Source organism: Roseateles sp. GW821-FHT02E12, assembly GCF_059421665.1.
In genome coordinates this window covers 2,057,533-2,075,811 of record NZ_JBWKVK010000001.1, presented here as the reverse complement: position 1 = coordinate 2,075,811, position 18,279 = coordinate 2,057,533, and the positions used below count along the sequence as shown (strand labels likewise).

Genomic DNA, 18,279 nt, shown 5'->3' with positions numbered 1-18,279 from the left:
GTTGTTTCGCTCAGGATACTTTCCTGAGGTCCAGCGTGAATGGGAACTCCAGGCTGCGCTGCGGCTCGCCCACCTCGACCTTGCCCGGCGTGTGCCCCATGGCCGCAAAGCGCGTGAGGCGCCGGCTCTCTGCCTCGTAGGCATTGACCGGCAGCGTCGCGTAGTTGCGCCCGCCCGGGTGGGCGACCGAGTAGCGGCAGCCGCCCAAGGACCGGTGCTGCCAGGTATCGACGAGGTCCACCGTCAGCGGCGCGTGGATGGGGATGGTCGGGTGCAGGGCCGACTGCGGCAGCCACGCGCGGTAGCGCACGCCGGCCACGAACTCGCCGACGCGGCCAGTGGGCTGCAGCGGCACGGGCACGCCGTTGACGGTCACGCGGTGGCGCGGGTCGACCAGGCCGCTGACGTGCAGCTCCAGCCGCTCCATCGACGCATCCACATAGCGCACATTGCCGCCGGCCGAGCCTTCCTCGCCCATCACGTGCCAGGGCTCCAGCGCGCTGCGCAGCGTCACATGCACGCCGCGTGAGGCGAACTCGCCGTACTTGGGGAAGCGGAACTCGAAGTGCGGCGCGAACCAGCTGGCGTCCAGCGCGTAGCCAGCCTCACGCATGTCCTGCATGACGTCGGCGAAGTCCTCCGACACAAAGTGCGGCAGCAGCCAGCGGTCGTGCAGCTCGGTGCCCCAGCGCACCAAGGGCGCGCGGTAGGGCTCCTTCCAGAAGCGGGCCACCAGGGCGCGCAGCAGCAGTTGCTGCACGATGCTCATGCGCGCATGCGGCGGCATCTCGAAGGCGCGCAGCTCCAGCAGGCCCAGGCGGCCGGTGGCCGAGTCGGGCGAGTAGAGCTTGTCGATGCAGAACTCGCTGCGGTGGGTGTTGCCGGTCACGTCCACCAGCACGTTGCGCAGCATGCGGTCGATCAACCAGGGCTGCACGCTGTCACCACGCTCGTCGCTGAGCTTGTGGATCTCACCCAGCGCGATCTCCAGCTCGCGCAGCTGATCGTTGCGCGCTTCGTCCACGCGCGGCGCCTGGCTGGTGGGGCCGATGAATAGGCCGCTGAACAGATAGCTGAGCGACGGGTGGTTGTGCCAGTAGGCCAGCAACGAAGCCAGCAGCGCGGGCCGGCGCAGGAAGGGCGAGTCCGCCGGGCTGGCGCCGCCGAGCACGAAGTGGTTGCCACCGCCGGTGCCGGTGTGGCGGCCGTCGATCATGAACTTCTCGCTCGACAGGCGCGTGAGCCGTGCGGCTTCGTACAGGAACTCGGTGTGGTCGACCAGCTCGCGCCAGTTGTGGGCCGGGTGGATGTTGACCTCGATGACGCCGGGGTCGGGCGTGACCTGCAGCAGCTTCAGGCGCGGGTCGCGCGGCGGCGGGTAGCCCTCCAGCACGATCTTGTAGCCCGTGTCTTCGCAGGCGGCCTCGACGGCAGCGAGCAGCTCCAGGTAATGCTCGAGCTTCTCAAGCGGCGGCATGAAGACGTAGAGCACGCCGCTGGCCTTGCCCTTGGCTTCGGCAGACGGGCCGTTGGCGCGACGCGGGTCGCGGGCCTCGACGCACAGCGCCGTGCGCGTGATGTCGCGGGCGCTCTCGAAGCGGCCGGGTGCGGCGGGGGCAGTGCCCGCGCCGCCGGCAGCGCCGGCCTTGCCGCCGGGCAGCAAGCCAGGCGTCGGCCCGGCCGACGTCACGCCCAGCGTCTGCACGCGCAGTGCTGCCGCCGCGGGCAGCATGCCGCGCGGCGCGAAGGGGTCCTGCTCGTGCAGGTAGGGGTAGTCGCCCTTGCTGACCCAGGGCAGCGAATCCAGCGGCAGCCGCCAGCCCATCGGCGAGTCGCCGGGGTGGAGGTAGAGGCGATCGCCGCGGAAGAACCAGGGGCCGGTCTGCCAGCGCGTGCCGGCCAGGGCCGGCGAGTCGCCGCTGTGGCTGATGGGCAGCACGTAGCCGACGACCTGGGCCAGCCCCTGTTCGAAGATGCGGCGCAGGCGCACGCGCTCCATCTCGTCGTCCAGGCGCGAGTCGAAGGGGTCGACGTTGACGGGCAGGCGGCGCTCGCGCCACAGGTAGTAGAAGGTGTCCTCGTAGGCGGGCTCTACATGCGTGTCGGGCAGGGCCAGGCGGCGCGTCAGCGCGCTCATAAAGGCCTGGGCATGCGTGCTCGTGTAGGCGTGGCCCTCGCGCTCATCGGCGAACCAGTCGGGGTTGCGCCAGCAGGGCTGGCCGTCGGCGCGCCAGTAGATGGACAGCGCCCAGCGCGGCAACTGCTCGCCGGGGTACCACTTGCCCTGGCCAAAATGCAGGAAGCCGCCCTGGCCGTATTCGTCTCGCAGCTTGTGCGTGAGTTGCTGGGCGTAGACGCGCTTGGTGGGGCCGAGCGCCTCGGTGTTCCATTCGGGCGCGTCACGGTCGTCGATGGAGACGAACGTGGGCTCGCCGCCCATCGTCAGCCGCACGTCGCCGGCGACGAGTTCGCGGTCCACCTGCTCGCCGAGCTTGAGCACCTCGGCCCATTGCTCTTCGGTGTAGGGCTTGGTCACGCGCGGCGACTCGTAGATGCGCGTGACGCTCATCTCGTGCTCGAACTCGACCTCGGCCTTGTCGACGCCGCCGCTGATGGGCGCGGCGCTGCCGGGCGTGGGCGTGGCCGCCAGTGGGATGTGGCCCTCACCGGCCAGCAGGCCGGAGGTCGGGTCCAGGCCGATCCAGCCCGCGCCGGGCAGATAGACCTCGCACCAGGCATGCAGGTCGGTGAAGTCGATCTCGGTACCGCTGGGGCCGTCCAGCGCCTTCTCATCCGGCGTCAGCTGGATCAGGTAGCCCGACACGAAGCGCGCCGCCAAGCCGAGGTGGCGCATCAACTGCACCAGCAGCCAGCCGGAGTCGCGGCAGGAGCCCGAGGCCTTTTCCAAGGTCTCCTCGGGCGTCTGCACGCCCGGCTCCATGCGGATCAGGTAGGAGACGCTGTTCTGCACCTTCTGGTTGAGCTCGACGAGGAAGTCATTCGTCGAGCGCCGGTCGAGCGGGATTTCCTTCAGGTAGGCGGCCAGCAAGGGCGTCAGCGGCTCGACCTGCAGATAGGGCGCGAGCTCGATCTGCTGGACCTCGTCGTACTTGAAGGGGAAGCTCTGGGCGTGCTCCTCGAGGAAGAAGTCGAAGGGGTTGTAGACCGCCATCTCGGCCACCAGGTCCACCGTGACGGTGAACTCGGTCGTCTTCTCGGGGAAGACGAGACGCGCGAGGTAGTTCGCGAACGGGTCTTGCTGCCAGTTGATGAAGTGGTCGGCAGGTTCGATGCGCAGCGAATACGACAGCACCGGTGTGCGGCAGTGCGGCGCCGGGCGCAGGCGCACGACCTGCGGGCCGAGGCTGACCGGGCGGTCGTATTTGTAGCGGGTGACGTGCTTGAGCGCGACGTGGATTGACATGCGTGGCCCGTCTGGTCAGGTCGAAGGAACGAGGAAGTCGCGGCTGATGGCGGCGCCGAGGTCGGCCACCTCGGCGAGGAAGCCGTCCAGAAAGGGATGCAAGCCCTGCGCCAGGATCTCGTCGATGCGGCCATAGGCCAGTTCGGCCTCCAGCCGGCCGACGCGGCGCAGCGTCTCGCCGGACTGGGCGTTGGCCACGCGCTTGAGGTTGGCCTGCATGCGCGTCATGCAATGCGAGAGGGACCGCGGCATGTCGGGGCGCAGGATCAGCAGCTCGGCCACCTTGTCTGGCTGGATGACGTTGCTGTAGACCTTGCGGTAGATCTCGAAGCCCGACACTGAGCGCAGCACGGCCGACCAGTAATAGAAGTCGCGCGCCGCGTCGCGCTCCGTGCCGGTGTCGTCCTGGCGGTAGAACTTGATGTCCAGCAGCCGCGCCGTGTTGTCGGCCCGCTCCAGGAAGGAGCCGATGCGGATGAAGTGGAAGGCTTCGTCCTGCAGCATGGTGCCCACCGTGACGCCGCGCGACAGGTGCGAGCGGTACTTGACCCACTCGAAGAGCTGCGACGGGTCTCGCGCCAGCAGGCCTTCACGCAGCAGGCGGCGGAACTCCAGCCAGGTCTGGTTCATGGTCTCCCAGACTTCGGTCGTCAGCGCCCCGCGCACGGCCCGCGCGTTCTCGCGCGCGGCACGCAGGCAGTTGAAGATGGACGAGAGATTGCTCTCATCGGCCACCATGAACTCCATGACGTTGCGGCCGTTGATCGTCGCGTACTTGGTGCCGTAAAGGTTGTTCAACTCGGAGATGGACACCAGGCTGCGCCAGGTCTGCTCGGACTCGCTGGCCGACTGCGGCTGCAGCGAGGTTTGGTAGGCAATGTCCAGCAAACGCGCGGTGTTCTCGGCCCGCTCGATGTAGCGGGACATCCAGTAGAGGTGGTCAGCGGTTCTTGAAAGCATCGATCAGTCCTCCCTTAAGCCTCAAGAACCCAGGTGTCCTTGGTTCCACCGCCCTGGCTGCTGTTCACCACCAAGGAGCCCTCCTTCAACGCAACCCGGGTCAGCCCCCCGGGCACCATGCGCACCGACGACCCCGACAGCACAAAGGGTCGCAGATCGATGTGACGCGGCGCGATGCCGCTTTCGACAAACGTGGGGCAGGTCGACAGCGACAGCGTCGGCTGGGCGATGTAGTTGCTCGGGTTGGCGATGAGCTGCGCCCGGAACGCCTCGACCTCGGCCTTGGTGGCCGCCGGCCCGACGAGCATGCCGTAGCCGCCCGCGCCGTGCACCTCCTTCACCACCAGCTCGCTGAGGTTGGCCAGCGTGTAGGCCAGGTCTTCCTTGTCGCGGCAGACGTACGTCGGCACGTTCTGCAGGATGGGTTTTTCGCCGAGATAGAACTCGATCATCTTCGGCACGTAGGGGTAGATGGACTTGTCGTCCGCGATGCCGGTGCCGATGGCGTTGGACAACGTCACCTTGCCCGCCTTGTAGGCGTCCACCAGGCCCGCGCAGCCCAGCTGCGAATCGGCGCGGAACACCTTGGGGTCGAGGAAGTCGTCGTCCAGCCGGCGGTAGATCACGTCCACGCGCTTGGGGCCGCGCGTGGTGCGCATGTAGACGAAGCCGCCGTCGACGAACAAGTCCTGACCCTCCACCAGCTCCACGCCCATCTGCTGGGCCAGGAAGGCGTGCTCGAAGTAGGCCGAGTTGTACATGCCCGGCGTCAGCACGACGACGGTCGGGTCCGACACGCCCGAGGGCGCCACGCTGCGCAGCGTGTCCAGCAGCAGGTCGGGGTAGTGGGCCACCGGCGCGATGCGGTGGTTGACGAAGAGCTCGGGGAAGAGCCGCATCATCATCTTGCGGTTCTCGAGCATGTAGCTCACGCCGCTGGGCACCCGCAGGTTGTCTTCCAGCACGTAGTAGTGGCCGCTGCCATCGGCATGGCCGGCGCGCACGATGTCGACGCCGGCGATGTGGCTGTAGACGCCGCCAGGCACGTCCACGCCCATCATCTCCTTGCGGAACTGGGCGTTGTTCAGGATCTCGTCGGCGGGCACGATGCCGGCCTTCAGGATCTCCTGGTCGTGATAGACGTCGTGGATGAAGCGGTTCAGCGCCGTCACCCGCTGGGCCAGGCCCGCCTGCATGGACGTCCATTCGCTGGCCGGAATGACCCGCGGGATCAGGTCGAAGGGGATGAGGCGCTCGGTGCCCTCCCCGCTGTCCTTGTCGCCGTAGACGGCGAAGGTGATGCCCACGCGCCGGAAGATCAGCTCGGCCTGCTCGCGCCGTTCGCGCATCAGCGACTCGGGCTGGTCGGCCAACCAGCGGGCGTAGGACTCGTAATGCGCGCGGGTTGTCGGCCCCGCTGCGTTCATCTCGTCAAAGGCGGTCTGCATCGTCGCTCCTGTTCCCTGCCTCGCGACGCAAGTTTCGCGCCCGCGCAAGAAGAAGCTCCTGGTGCGTGCACGCACGACTTGCGTGCATACCGCCCGGTGCGTGGGCGGCATGCACGGTTGTACACCGGCTCGGGGGCTCAGAAACGCAGTTGCAACCCTGTACTCGCCGAGCGACCGGCCTGCGGGGCCAGGTCCCGGATCGTCGGCACGGCCGTCGCGTTGTAGGCCAGCTTGTTGCCCAGGTTGTCGAGCTTCAAGTACCAGAGCGCGTCGGTCTGGCCCCAGCGCAACTGGCGGGCGACGGACAGGCGCAGCGTGCCGTAGCCAGGGGTGGGCGTGTCGAACTCGGCAACGCGGGTCTGGCGGGCGGCGCCGCGCCACTCGAGCTTGCCGGACCAGTCGCCCCGCTTCGCCTCAACGCCCAGCATCGCGCGCAGCGGCGCCAGGCGCGGCAGCGGTTCGCCGGTGGCCCGGTTGTCGCCGCGCACCGCGTCGAGCTGGCTCAGCAGCGCGATGGCCGGGTGCAGTTGCCAGCGGCCTTCCAGTTCGACGCCACGCAGACGCGCCGGCACGGCCTGGAAGTTGTAGACCGGCACGGCCTCGCCATCGTTGTCCACCGTCGCGCCGGTGGCCTGCAGCGCGATGTAGTTGGAGAAGCGGGTCTCGTAGACGTTGACGTGCACATGGCTGCCGTCGCCCTCCCACTTCAGGCCGACGTCCAGCCCCTTGGAACGCTCCAGGCCCAGCGTCGGGTCACCCCGCTCATAGGCCGCGCTGGCCAGGTGCAGGCCGTTGGCGAACAGCTCGTAGTAAGCCGGGGCACGTTCGGTGCGGTTGAGGTTGGCGCTCAGGCTCCAGGCGCCAGAGAGCGGGTAGACGCCACTGAGTGCCACGCTGACCGGCCGGAAGCGCCTGGAAGCCGGCGCGCCGAAGCGGTCGCCGCCGTCCGAGTCGATCGTCACCCGTTCGGTGCGTGCGCCGGCCGACCAGTCCACGCCGCCAAGCTTGGCCTGCTCCAGCAGGAAGACGCCGGTGTTGCGTGTGCGCGTGCTCGGCACGAAGGCCTCCTCGCCCAGGGCCGAGAAGTCCAGCGACTCGGTCTGCAGGCCGACCAGGCCCTTGACCGGGCCCCACGGCGTCTGGATCGCCGCATGCTCCACCTCCAGCCGGCCATCGGTGCCGGTGCTCTTGAAGGTGGTGCCGACCTCGCCCGTGCCCTCCACCTCCTGGTGCTCGTAGCGGTTGCGGCTGAGCTGCCAGCTGATGCGGTGGACCGGGCCGTCGGCCGTCGCCCATTCACCCGCCGTGGCCACGCGCTGGCGCTGCATGCGGATGGTCACGTCCTCTTCAGCCGTGGTGCCGTAGTTGGTGTGGAAATCGTCCACCGACACGCCGGCAAAGCCACCCTGGAAGAACACCGAGCCGCCCACCGAGCCGCCGTGGCTGCGGGCGGCGGAGTTGCGCACGCTGGTACGGCTTTCGCCGTCACTGTCGAAGCGCGGGGCGGTCTGGTCGCTGGCGTCGCGGCCGGCCAGGTCGACGTGCCAGCCGAAACCCGAATGTGGCTGGCCGGTGCCGCCGTCCAGCACCACGGCGCCGCTCTTGTCTCGCGAGGCGCCGCCCAAGCGGATCTCGGCCGCGCCGCTCAGGCCGTCGATCAGCGTGCGCGGAATGCGGTTGTCCAGCGTGTTGACGACACCGCCCACCGCGTTGCCGCCGTACAGCAGCGCCGCAGCGCCGCGCAGCACCTCGACCTTGTCGATGACCAACGGGTCGATGGCCACGCCATGGTCGAAGCTGAGGTTGGACGCATCCACCGACGCGCCGGAGTTGTTCAGGATGCGCACCCGGTCGCCGTCCAGGCCGCGGATGCTGGGCCGGCTGGCATTGGGGCCGAAGTTGGTGGCGGCAACGCCGGGCAGGCCCTGCAGGGTGTCACCGAGGTTGGCGGCGCGGGTCAGCGTCAGCTGGTCGCCGGAGAGGGAGTCGCTGGGCTGGGCCAGCACCTGGCTCTTCAGCGGGTTGCCGGTGACGACGACCTTGTCGAGGGATTCGGCCGGCTCGGCGTGAGCAGAAAGGGAAAGGCAGGCGGCCGCGAGGGGCGCCAGGGCAAAGGAACGCATGAGAGGTACTTCCGCAACAAGAAAACGCAAACGCCCGCGCCACAGCTGGGCGCGGGAGGGCTTGGAGTTCAGGCGGAAGCGGGAGGCGCCCGGGCGGGCGGCAGGCCGAGGCTGACGGCGCGTGGCGCACCGCCGCGGGCGACCAGCGGCGCGGCATGCACGGCCGGGCTGGTGGCCAGCGCCGCCGGCTCGGCGGCCGGCGCGCCGGTGCCGAGATCGGCAGCAGTCAGGCAGAGGTCGCAATGAACCAGGTGGGCAATGCCATCGTCCTGGCGGTCACCACTGACGTGCGACAACGCGTGCACTCCTGCCATCGCTTGCGCGAGGGGCAGGAGAAAAGCCAGCCAAAGAAGCCAGCCACGGAGGTTGCGACGCAGGTTCACGGAAGGGTCTGTTTACCGGGCAAAGATCGGGTGCGAGAGGGTCTGCGCGGGTGCAGGGCTAGGCGTGCGCCGCCACCTGGGCTCATGCCCAGGCAAGGCGCGCAACGACGCCATGCGCCCGCGCAGACCCTCTCCCGAAGGGTTGTCACTCAAAAGCCCGCGCGCGGCGTTGCGAAGCCTCGCTGGGGATGACCCCAGCTTCGACTTCGCGCCTTGCTCGCGGGCTTTTGAGTGGCAACGCACCCGACCTTTGCCCGGTAAACAGACCCTAATCCTAAACTGCAGCTCTTACAGAGCCTGAAGTCACCCTCTCATGAAGCTCATCGACACCATCCTGGCCGACGCGCCGGCGATCACGGCCATCCGCCGTGATCTGCACAAGCACCCTGAACTCTGCTTCCACGAGCAGCGCACCGCGGACGTCATCGCCCAGGCGCTGACGGACTGGGGCATCCCCGTCCACCGGGGCCTGGGCAAGACGGGCGTCGTCGGCATCGTCAAGAACGGCACCTCGGACCGCGCCGTCGGCCTGCGTGCCGACATCGACGCGCTGCCGATGACGGAGCGCAACGAGTTCCCGCACGCCAGCAGCTACCTGGGCCGCATGCATGCCTGTGGCCACGACGGCCACACCGCCATGCTGCTGGCCGCAGCCAAGCATCTGGCGACCAACCGCAACTTCGACGGCACGGTCTACCTCGTCTTCCAGCCCGCCGAGGAAGGCGGCGGCGGGGCGCGGGAGATGATCAAGGACGGCCTGTTCGAGAAGTTCCCGATGGAAGCCATGTTCGGCGCCCACAACTGGCCCGGCATGCAGGCCGGCCAGTTCGCGCTGAAGAGCGGCCCGGTGTTCGCCAGCAGCAACGAATTCAAGATCACGCTGCGCGGCAAGGGCTCGCATGCCGCCATGCCGCACCTGGGTATCGACCCGGTGCCGGCCGCCTGCCAGCTCGTCACGGCCTTCCAGACCATCGTCAGCCGCAACAAGCGGCCCATCGACCCGGGCGTCATCTCCGTCACCATGATCCATGCCGGCGAGGCGACGAATGTGGTGCCCGATTCCGTCGTCATGGAAGGCACGGTGCGCACCTTCACGCTGGAGCTGCTGGACCTGTTCGAGCGCCGCATGAAGGAGATGACCGAGCAGCTGGCCGGCGCTTTCGAGTTGCAGGCCGAGTTCGAGTTCCGCCGCAACTACCCGCCGACCATCAACCACCCCGAAGAGACCGAGTTCGTGCGCCGGGTGCTGACCGACATGGTCGGCGCGCCCAATGTGCAGGAGTTCGAGCCCACCATGGGCGCCGAGGACTTCAGCTACTACCTGCTGGACAAGCCCGGCTGCTATTTCCTGATCGGCAACGGCGACGGCAGCCACCGCGTCGGCGGCCATGGCATGGGCCCTTGCATGCTGCACAACCCCAGCTATGACTTCAACGACGACCTCATCCCGCTGGGCGGCTCGATGTGGGTGCGCATGGCGGAAACCTGGTTGAACACGCCGCGATGAATCACGAACAGATCATCCAGGACACCCGCGACTGGGTCGTCAAGGCCGTCATCGGCCTGAACCTCTGCCCGTTCGCCAAGGCCGTCCACGTCAACGAGCGCATCCGCTACGTCGTCAGCGAGGCCACCGATCCGGAACAGCTGCTGAAGGACCTGGCGCACGAGCTGCTGGCCCTGAACCGCGCCGACCCGGAAGAGATCGACACGACGCTGGTCATCCACCCCGGCGTGCTGACCGACTTCCTGGACTTCAACGACTTCCTCGACGCCGCCGATGCACTGGTAGAAGAGCTCAAGCTCGACGGCATCCTGCAGATCGCCGACTTCCACCCCGACTACCAGTTCGGCGACAGCGAACCCGACGACATCGCCAACTACAGCAACCGCTCGCCCTACCCCACGCTGCACCTGCTGCGCGAGGAGAGCATCGAGCGCGCCGTCGAGTCCATGCCCGACACGGCCTCCATCTACGAGAACAACCTCGAGACGCTGGAGAAGCTGGGCCACGAGGGCTGGGCCGCCCTGGGGCTCAAGCGCTGAAGCACCGTTGCGGGCCGAGCGCCGGGCCGCTCCCAAGCCGGCCCGCGCTGGCGATGTGCCTAGCGGTCGATCCGCTAGGCATCGCCATCCCCTCGGGGGACCGGCTGGGATCGCCCGCGTTCAGCGGGAGCGATCCCAGACGAGGGGCTCACTCCTTCACCCAAGAGAACGCGCCACCGCCCTTCTTGGGCGAGTTGGCCCGCGTGCGCAGCACCGCGTCGAAACCGCTCTTGCCGCCGTTCCAGATCGCCGTCAGCAGGCTGATGACGTCGTCGCGCGTGTAGGCGTCCAGGTCGCTGCGGCACTGCTTGATCGCGGCGGCCAGCACGTCGCGCGGCAGCTCCTGGTGGGTGGCCAGCACGATGAGCATGGCCGAGTGCAGATCGGGCCAGGCCGCGCACAGCGACTGGATGCGCTTGAGCGCCTCGGCGGGGGCAGCGCGATGGCCGGGCAACAGCCAGCCCAGCGGGTCGAGCTCATCGTCTCGGAGGGCATCGTCCATCGCTTGTCTCCGTTGTTTTGCAGATTTCACACTCTGCAGGGCCGTTGTCAATCATTTATGGCCAAAAGACTGCGCAAATCGGCACGTTCCAAGCGATTGAATGGATGCTGACGCCTCCATCATGCGGCAAACTTCGCGGTTGCTCTCGAGCCCAACGCCGCCATGCAGCCCAAGAACCTCGCCCTCATCGACGACGATGCCGAGTACTCAGAATTCCTGGCCCAGTTCCTTCAGGAACAGGGCATCGCCGTCAGCCGTTTCGATGACAGCAACGCGCTGCTAGCCGCGCCCGACGCCTTCTCCTACGACTTCTATCTCGTCGACCTGATGCTGCCCGGCGTCAACGGCGTGGAGCTCATCAAGATCCTGCGCCGCCGCACCGACGCCGGCGTCGTCGTCGTGTCGGGCCGCCTGGGTGCCGAGGTCTTCCGCGAGGTCATCACGGCCGGCGCCGACATGTATCTCGTCAAGCCGGTGCAGTTCGAGCAGGTGGCCCTGGCCATTGCCGCCGTGCAGCGCCGCGTCGCCAAGCCCTCGGCGGCCGACGCCGTCTGGAAGCTGGACCGCGCCAGCGGCGAACTCGTCGTGCCCGACGGCACGCGCATCCAGCTCAGCGAAGCCGACCGCCAGTTGCTCGAATGCTTCGCCCAGGCCAATGGCGAGCCCGTCACGCGCGAGGCCCTGCTGAACAAGCTGGGCCGCGAGGTCAACGAGGGCGAGACCGATGACGGCCTGTCGGCCACCATCTACCGCCTGCGTCGCCGCATCGAGCGGGCCACGCCCACGCTGGTGCCGCTGCAGAGCAAGTCGCGCGTCGGCTACGTGTTCCGCGCGCCGCTGCAGCTGATCTAGGCCTGTTTCCTGAAAACGCCCGGAGCCAACAGGTCCAGGCCCGGTGTCGCCACGAGCCCCTGCTCAGCCACGCCGACGAAGAACAGCCCGCCGGGATGCAGCCGCGCAAGCACCTGGGCCAGCACGGCCTGGCGCGTCACCGCGTCGAAATAGACCAGCACCTGGCGCAGCCAGACCGCATCGAAACCCTGCGCCCCGTGCAGAGGCGAGCGCAGGTCGTGGCGCTCGAAGTGCACGCGCTCGCGCAGGCCGGCCTGCATCTGCACCAGGCCCTGGTGCGACGCCTCGCCGCCCAGGCAGTAGCGCCGCAGCCGCTGCGGCGTGACCTGGCGCAACTGCGCTCTCGGATAGAGACCCTCGGCCGCACTGCGCAGCCGGCGCTCGCTGATGTCGGTGCCCAGCACCCGCCAGTCCGCGCCGATACGGCCGGCCTGCTGCAGGTCGGCCAGCAGCATGGCCAGGCCGTAGGCCTCGTCGCCGAAGGACGAGCCCGCGCTCCACAGCCGCAGCTGCTGGGGGCGCAGCCGGCCCAGCTCGGATTCCAGCAGGTCGAAGTGGGCCTGCTCGCGAAAGAACCAGGTCTCGGGCGTGGTCAGCAGGTCGACGGCCATCTGGAGCTCGTCGCCGCCGTCAGCACCTGCGATCAGCGCGAAATAGTCCTCGTGGCTCGCCAAGCCCAGGCGCTGCAGCCGCGGTGCCAGCCGTGCCGCGACCACGGCGCTGCGCGTCGTCGTGAAGCTCAAGCCCAGTTGGTCGCGCAGCAACCCGGTGAGCCGCTCGTAGGTGGGCTCGCGCAGCTCCGGCACCGCCATGGTCCATGAATCTTCACGGACCGTGGCGGCCAGGGTGTCGCCATCGCTGGCAGGGTGCAGCGCTCCCGTTGGACTGGGCGATGCGAATGAGGCGTCAAGCATGGGCGGGAGCCTATGGGCGCGCCCGCGTTGCCGATGCAGGGAGTTCTTGACTGCAGCTGTCGGGCCGCTTCGAGCGATGCGCCCAGCTCTAAGCAGCCGCCCCGGCTGTCTTCAGCACGACGGCGTTGCGGCCGCCGCGCTTGGCTTCGTACAGCGCGGCGTCAGCGCGTGCGATCAACGGGCCTACGGCCTCGTCATCCGGCGAGGCCAGGCTCACCCCGACGCTGATGGTCAGCTTGCCGACCTCGGCGAAGGTGGCCGCTTCCACGGCCGCGCGGATCTTCTCGGCCGCCATGACGGCCTCCAGCGGCCCGGCCAGTTCGGGCAGCAGCACGGCGAACTCCTCCCCACCGAAGCGTGCCGCCACGTCGCTCACCCGCACGGTGGCCTGCAGCATCTGCGCGAGCTGGCGCAGCACGGCGTCGCCCGCAGGGTGGCCGTAGACGTCGTTGACGCGCTTGAAGTGGTCCACGTCGATCAGCAGCAGGCCGTGGACACGGCCGTTCTGGCGCCCGTAGCGGCGGTCCAGCGCCTGGGCTTCGGCAAGGCGGGTGTCGAGGCTGCGGCGGTTGTGCAGGCCGGTCAGGGGGTCGCGCGTAGCCAGGTGCTCCAGTGCTGCATTCGCGGCCTGCAGCTCGGATGTGCGCTCCCGAACCTGGACTTCCAGCGTCGCGTTGATCTTCTGCAGCGCCTGCTCGGTCTCGAGCAGCGACTTCGCCATCGACTGCATCGCGTCGCTGAGCTGAGATAACTCGCGGGAGGCCGGCTTCGCGGGAAACTCGGGGATGCGGCGCTCGGTCTCCACCCGTTCGGCGATGTGGGCCAGTTGCTCGACCGGCCGGCTGATGCGCCGCGCCAGCAGCAGGGCCGCCAGCGTCAGCGCCGCGGCCACCAGCACGCCCAGCAGCACCAGCTCGCGGCGCAGGTCGCGGACCGGGCGCATGGCCAGCTCCATGGGCTGGCGGGCGACGATGCGCCAGCCAAGCTCGGCATTCGTGCGCGCCAGCAGCGGCGCCTCGCTGGTCAGGTAGTCCTTGCCGTCGCCGAAACGCAGCGAGCCCTCGAAGCGGCCGTTCGCCAGCGCCTTGGGCAGCACGGACTCGCCGGCCATCTGGGCGACCTTCAGGGCCTCGGGGTAGAGCACGCGGCCCTGGCGGTCGACGATGAGGGCGTCGATGCCGCGGCCTGGTTGAAGGCGGCGCGTCGTGCCGTCGACGATGCCGGTGATCCAGCGCCAGTGCGCGTGCGCGCCGACGACGCCGCGCAGCCGCCCCTCGCTGTCGCGGATGGGCGCGGCGAAATCGATGAAACGCGTCGGCTCGCCGTTGGGCTGGGCCGGCAGCAAGGTGGCCAGCAGCTTGGCCTCGTGCACATCGCCCACGTAGACGCGCTCACGCGCCGCAACAAACCATTCGCGCTGGGCCACCGAGCGGCCGGTCAGCATGCCGCCGGTGGCCTGCAGCACCTTGCCGTCGGGGTCGGCAACGCCCATCCACGCGAACTCGTCGTGCAGGGCCGCGCGGCGGTCCAGGGCATCGCGCACCTGCGCCGCATCCAGCGCACCGCTCACGAGATGAGGCGCCAGGCTGAGCAGCTCGATCTCGCGCTCGCGGTCACGCAACTGCGTGGCCAGCAGTTCGGCGGCGGACTGGGCCGTGGCGCGCACGGCGGACTGCTGGGCTTCGTAGAGCTCGTCGGTGGCAACGCCGCCGAGATAGCCGCCCACCAGTGTCAGGATGGCCAGGGCCAGGCCACCCAGCACCAGGCTGAGCTGGCTGCGCAGGCTAAGGGGACCCTTCATGCCGCAGGTTGAGCAGCTTCAGGCCGGTGGCGCTGCACGTCGCGCATCAACCGCGCGACGATGAGGCGCATGACGTGAAAACCAAGCTTGGGGTTCTGGTAGTAAAGCAAGGCCATTTCCTCGGCTGTGAGGCTGTAGACGACACAGTCGCTCACGGCCTCCAGGGTCAGCGTGCGACGGTTGTCGGGCGCAAACAGGCCGATCTCGCCAACGAGGCTGCCGGGCTGCAGCGCCTCGTCGTACTCGGCCAGGCGCAGCGTACCGGCATCGAGGTAGAGCATCTCGGTCGCCGCGTCGCCCTTGCGCCACAAAGTCGTGCCAGCCGTCACGGTCCGGCGGTGCATGTGCGGCAGCAGCCACTCCGACACCGGTGTGTCGGCGCGGGCGTTCTCGATGGCCTTGACGAGCTTCCTGATCTGCAACGTCTTCTTGATGTTGATCGGGATCAGCACGCCGTAGAGCAGCAGCGTCGGCAACGCCTGCTTGAGGGCGCCGTAGGCGACGAGGAAGCAGCAGGCCGTGAGCGCCGCGATGCGCAGCGGCAGCATGCTCTTCATCAGATAGCTGGCGAGCATCAGCGCGGCGCCGATCAGGCCGAGGACGGTGGCGAGGATGTCGGTCATGGGTTCAACAAAGCCTTCACTTCGGGACGGGCCAGCACCTCCTCGGCATGGGCATGGCCCTGCTCGACGATGGCATCGAAACGGTGCCAGGCCAGCAGCCCGACACGCTCAAGCGGCGGATTGAAGTAGACATCACAGGCGGCCTGCGCGGCGCGGCGGCGCGAGCTGCTGTAGAGGATGGTCACGTTGAGCAGATAGGCCGACAGCGGTGGCAGCCGGTAGCGCCGCCGCGAGCGCGAGCGCCAGCGGTCGCGCAGCAGCGCCCAGGGGCTGGGTACCTCGTCGAAATCGAGCTTGCGGGCCTTGTGCAGGCTCAGGTCGGCGCCAATCACCAGGCCCACGCCGCGGCGTACCCGCATCACGTCGACGGGGAAGTTGTTGAAGCTGCCGCCGTCGCACAGCAGGTCGCCGTCGACGACGACGGGTGGCAGCGCACCGGGGATGGCCGTGCTGGCCCGCAGCGCGCGCTCCAGCCGGCCGTGGGTCAGCAGGGCCTCGCCGGCCTGGGAGTAGTTGGTGGCGACGCAGTAGAAGGGCTTCCACAGGTCTTCGATGCCGGCATCGGCGCCGATCAAGGCACCCAGCGCGCGCTCCAGGAGGGTGCGCAGCCGCCGGCCGCGGATCAGCGAGATCAGCGGCAGCAGGTTGAAGTCGCCAGTCGGGTTGACCTTGAAGGCCTCGCGCGCAACGGCCATGACGCGCTCCAGCGGCTGGTCGGTCGCGGCCAGCGCCGCCATCACCGAGCCCATGCTGGTGCCGCCCACGCAGTCCACCTCCACGCCCTGCTGCTGCAGCGCGCGCAACAGGCCGAGATGGGAGAAGCCGCGCGCGCCGCCGCCGGCCAGCACCAGGCCCACGGCGCGCCGTGCCTGCAGGCGTGCCAGCCGGGCCAGGTCGCGCGCCAGTGCCGGGCGCACGTGGAAGTGGTCGGCCACCGGCCGGCGTGCCAGCCAGGCCGCCGTGCCGCGCGGTGCCGGCGTGTCGGCGGCGTGCAGCAACACGAGGATCTCCGCAGCCTCGGTGCGCGGCGGGCGCTCGATGAGGCATTGCGTCTCGCTCGCGTGCACAACCGGCGGGGCGGCGGCGTCGCCCAACAGCAGCACCTCGTCGGCATGCCGGCAGCAGCGCTGCGTCCAGGGCGTTGGCGAATCGTCGGCCAGGAGCAGCACGAAGTCGTGCACGGATTCGACCTCGTCCAGCCACAGCGAAACCTGGCGGTAGCGCTCGCCTTCGTCGGCGGTGGCGCCGACAGCGGCGTCCACAGCGGCCGCGTCGATGACACGCACGCGGCCGAAGCGGCCCAGCTCGGCTGCCAGGCCCTGGGCCAGGCCGGCCGCGTCGACACCGGCCGTGATGGGCAGCAACGTCTGCACGACCGGTGCAGCGAAGGGCGCGGGCGCATGCTCGGTCTGCAGCCGGTGCACGATCTGGCGCGTCAGCGCGACGCCCACGCTCGGCTGCTGCTCGATGAGACGCAGGAACTGGGCCTTGTCCATGCGCACCAGCACGGAATCTCGGATGGCAACGACGGTGGCCGAACGCGGCGCGGCCGTGTACAGGCTCATCTCGCCGATGACCTGGCCGCGCCCCATCTCGCGCACCATGCGCGGCGGCTCGCCGTCCTGGCTCACGTAGGCGCGCAGCCGGCCGCTGACCGACAGGTACATCGAGTCGCCCGGCTCGCCCTGCTGCATCAGCGCCTGGCCGCCGGCCACCTCCACCCAGGTGAGCTGCTCACGCAGCAGCGCCAGCGTGGCGGCATCCAGCTCCCCGAAGGCCTGGGCCAGCAGCTCGCCGAGCAGGCGGTCGTGGTAGCCCTCGGTCATCCCAGCACCAGGGCGAACACGTCCACGGTACTCGTCTTGCCCTTGAACTGCACCGGCCCGAGCGCCTCGCTGGGCAGCGCGCCGGCCAGTTGGGCCTGGGTCGCTGCGTCGAAGAGCACGGCATGGCCGGCCACCTTGGTGTGGGCCTCCATCCGCGCCGCGACGTTGACCGCGTCGCCGATGCAGGTGTAGGTGGCGCGCTGGCGCGTGCCGGTGTAGCCGGCCACGACGTCACCGCTGGCGATGCCCACGCCGATGCGCACCTCGGGCCGGCCGGCGGCGCGCTGCTCCTCGCTGAACTGGGCCACCATCTCGATCATCTCGGCCGCCGCCAGCACGGCGCACTGGCCGGCAGCCGGCAGCGGCTGGGGCGCGCCGAAGATGGCCATCAGCCCGTCGCCGATCATCTGGTTGACGACGCCGCCATGGCCGTTGATGGCCGCGAACATCAGCGTGTAGTAGGTGTTCAGCAGCTCGATGATGTCCTCGGGCGACTGCGACTCCACCAGCGTTGTGAAGCCTCGGATGTCACAGAACATCACCGTTGCCTGCACCTTGCGCCCACCCAGGGCAAAGCCCTCGGACTCCAGGTCCTGGGCCACCTCGCGGGTCGCAAAGCGGCGCACCAGCTCGCGCTGCTGGTCGCGCAGCCGCTTGCGCTCCAGGCTCGCGTTGATGCGCGCCTTCAGCAGCACCAGGTTGACGGGCTTGTGCAGATAGTCCTCGGCGCCCAGCTCGATGCAGCGCACGACGCTGTCCATGCCCTCGACGGCCGACGTCACGATGATGGGCAGCTCGCGCAGCTCGGGATGCACCCGCAGCCGCTCCATCAGCTCGATGCCGTCCATGCCCGGCATGTGGATGTCCAGCAGCAGCAGGTCAAAGGCGGCATCCTGCAGGCGCGCCAGCGCCGCGTGGCCGTCCTCCACCGCCTCGACCTGATGGCCCAGCAGTTCGACGTGGCGGGCCAGCAGCAGCCGGTTGACGCGGTTGTCCTCGACCAGCAGCACACGGGCCGACTTGGCGCGGCGGTCACGCATGGCGGCGCTCCTTAAGCTCGGTGGCCACGGCGCCGAACAGCGCCTCCAGCACATCCACCCGGCCGGCGGCGGCGGCACCCAGGTCGGCCAGCGGCGTGTGTTCCAGCTCGCGGGCCACCTCGGCGAAGGCGGTTGCGCCGAAGGTCACGCCATTGCTTTTCAGCGAATGCGCCTCGCGGCGAAAAGCCACCGCGTCGCCGGCCGCGACGGCCGACCGCAGCGCCGCCAGCCCCTGCGGCGCGTCCTCCAGGAAGGAGTCGATCAGCTCGGGCATGAAATCCGCCCCGGCACTGTCCACCAAAGCTGCAAACACCTCATCGTCGATCACCGCCATGGC

General features: G+C 69.1%; 15 protein-coding genes. 3 read left to right on the top strand and 12 right to left on the bottom strand.

All coding sequences use genetic code 11. From position 1 onward, the window contains the following. Positions 1-10: 10 nt before the first annotated feature. From AC07V5_RS09740 to AC07V5_RS09720, 5 genes are all read right to left on the bottom strand, one after another. Entirely contained in the window at positions 11-3,424 is a 3,414-nt protein-coding gene (locus tag AC07V5_RS09740; RefSeq protein ID WP_495115449.1) for a transglutaminase family protein, read from the bottom strand. 15 nt (positions 3,425-3,439) lie between these two features. Then, a complete protein-coding gene (locus AC07V5_RS09735) occupies positions 3,440-4,384 on the bottom strand; it encodes an alpha-E domain-containing protein (protein WP_495115448.1) in 945 nt (314 codons plus the stop codon). A gap of 14 nt (positions 4,385-4,398) precedes the next feature. Next, positions 4,399-5,832, bottom strand: coding sequence for a circularly permuted type 2 ATP-grasp protein (locus AC07V5_RS09730; protein WP_495115447.1), 1,434 nt, complete (start codon positions 5,830-5,832; stop codon positions 4,399-4,401). 137 nt (positions 5,833-5,969) lie between these two features. Continuing rightward, positions 5,970-7,955, bottom strand: a complete 1,986-nt coding sequence (locus AC07V5_RS09725) for a TonB-dependent receptor (RefSeq protein ID WP_495115446.1) — start codon at positions 7,953-7,955, stop codon at positions 5,970-5,972. 68 nt (positions 7,956-8,023) lie between these two features. Next, positions 8,024-8,269, bottom strand: coding sequence for a DUF2946 family protein (locus AC07V5_RS09720; protein WP_495115445.1), 246 nt, complete (start codon positions 8,267-8,269; stop codon positions 8,024-8,026). A gap of 382 nt (positions 8,270-8,651) precedes the next feature. Here AC07V5_RS09720 and AC07V5_RS09715 point away from each other — a divergent pair, with 382 nt between their 5' ends. Next, positions 8,652-9,845, top strand: coding sequence for a M20 aminoacylase family protein (locus tag AC07V5_RS09715; protein WP_495115444.1), 1,194 nt, complete (start codon positions 8,652-8,654; stop codon positions 9,843-9,845). Further along, positions 9,842-10,384, top strand: a complete 543-nt coding sequence (locus tag AC07V5_RS09710) for a DUF1415 domain-containing protein (RefSeq protein ID WP_495115443.1) — start codon at positions 9,842-9,844, stop codon at positions 10,382-10,384. Before AC07V5_RS09715 ends, AC07V5_RS09710 begins: the two co-directional genes overlap by 4 nt. Before the next feature lie 148 nt (positions 10,385-10,532). Here the strand turns inward: AC07V5_RS09710 and AC07V5_RS09705 are convergent, their stop codons facing one another. Then, positions 10,533-10,886, bottom strand: coding sequence for a hypothetical protein (locus AC07V5_RS09705; protein WP_495115442.1), 354 nt, complete (start codon positions 10,884-10,886; stop codon positions 10,533-10,535). 162 nt (positions 10,887-11,048) lie between these two features. On the opposite strand from AC07V5_RS09705, the gene AC07V5_RS09700 reads away from it, so the two are divergent. Continuing rightward, positions 11,049-11,738 (top strand): response regulator transcription factor, encoded by a 690-nt coding sequence (locus AC07V5_RS09700; protein WP_495115441.1) that lies wholly within the window; start codon positions 11,049-11,051, stop codon positions 11,736-11,738. Here the strand turns inward: AC07V5_RS09700 and AC07V5_RS09695 are convergent. From AC07V5_RS09695 to AC07V5_RS09670, 6 genes are all read right to left on the bottom strand, one after another. Next, positions 11,735-12,652 (bottom strand): CheR family methyltransferase, encoded by a 918-nt coding sequence (locus tag AC07V5_RS09695; protein ID WP_495115440.1) that lies wholly within the window; start codon positions 12,650-12,652, stop codon positions 11,735-11,737. The two genes, AC07V5_RS09700 and AC07V5_RS09695, sit on opposite strands and share 4 nt — an antisense overlap. Before the next feature lie 88 nt (positions 12,653-12,740). Then, positions 12,741-14,453, bottom strand: coding sequence for a sensor domain-containing diguanylate cyclase (locus tag AC07V5_RS09690; protein WP_495115439.1), 1,713 nt, complete (start codon positions 14,451-14,453; stop codon positions 12,741-12,743). Further along, complete coding sequence (locus tag AC07V5_RS09685) at positions 14,450-15,076, bottom strand: Crp/Fnr family transcriptional regulator (protein WP_495115438.1); 627 nt, start codon at positions 15,074-15,076, stop codon at positions 14,450-14,452. Before AC07V5_RS09685 ends, AC07V5_RS09690 begins: the two co-directional genes overlap by 4 nt. Further along, a complete protein-coding gene (locus AC07V5_RS09680) occupies positions 15,073-16,902 on the bottom strand; it encodes a patatin-like phospholipase family protein (RefSeq protein ID WP_495115437.1) in 1,830 nt (609 codons plus the stop codon). The genes AC07V5_RS09685 and AC07V5_RS09680 overlap by 4 nt, the downstream gene beginning before the upstream one ends. Next, positions 16,899-17,942, bottom strand: coding sequence for an adenylate/guanylate cyclase domain-containing protein (locus AC07V5_RS09675; protein WP_495115436.1), 1,044 nt, complete (start codon positions 17,940-17,942; stop codon positions 16,899-16,901). Before AC07V5_RS09675 ends, AC07V5_RS09680 begins: the two co-directional genes overlap by 4 nt. Continuing rightward, positions 17,935-18,276 carry an Hpt domain-containing protein gene (locus AC07V5_RS09670; RefSeq protein WP_495115435.1) on the bottom strand — a complete coding sequence of 114 codons (342 nt, stop codon included), beginning with the start codon at positions 18,274-18,276 and terminating at the stop codon, positions 17,935-17,937. Before AC07V5_RS09670 ends, AC07V5_RS09675 begins: the two co-directional genes overlap by 8 nt. Positions 18,277-18,279 lie beyond the last annotated feature (3 nt).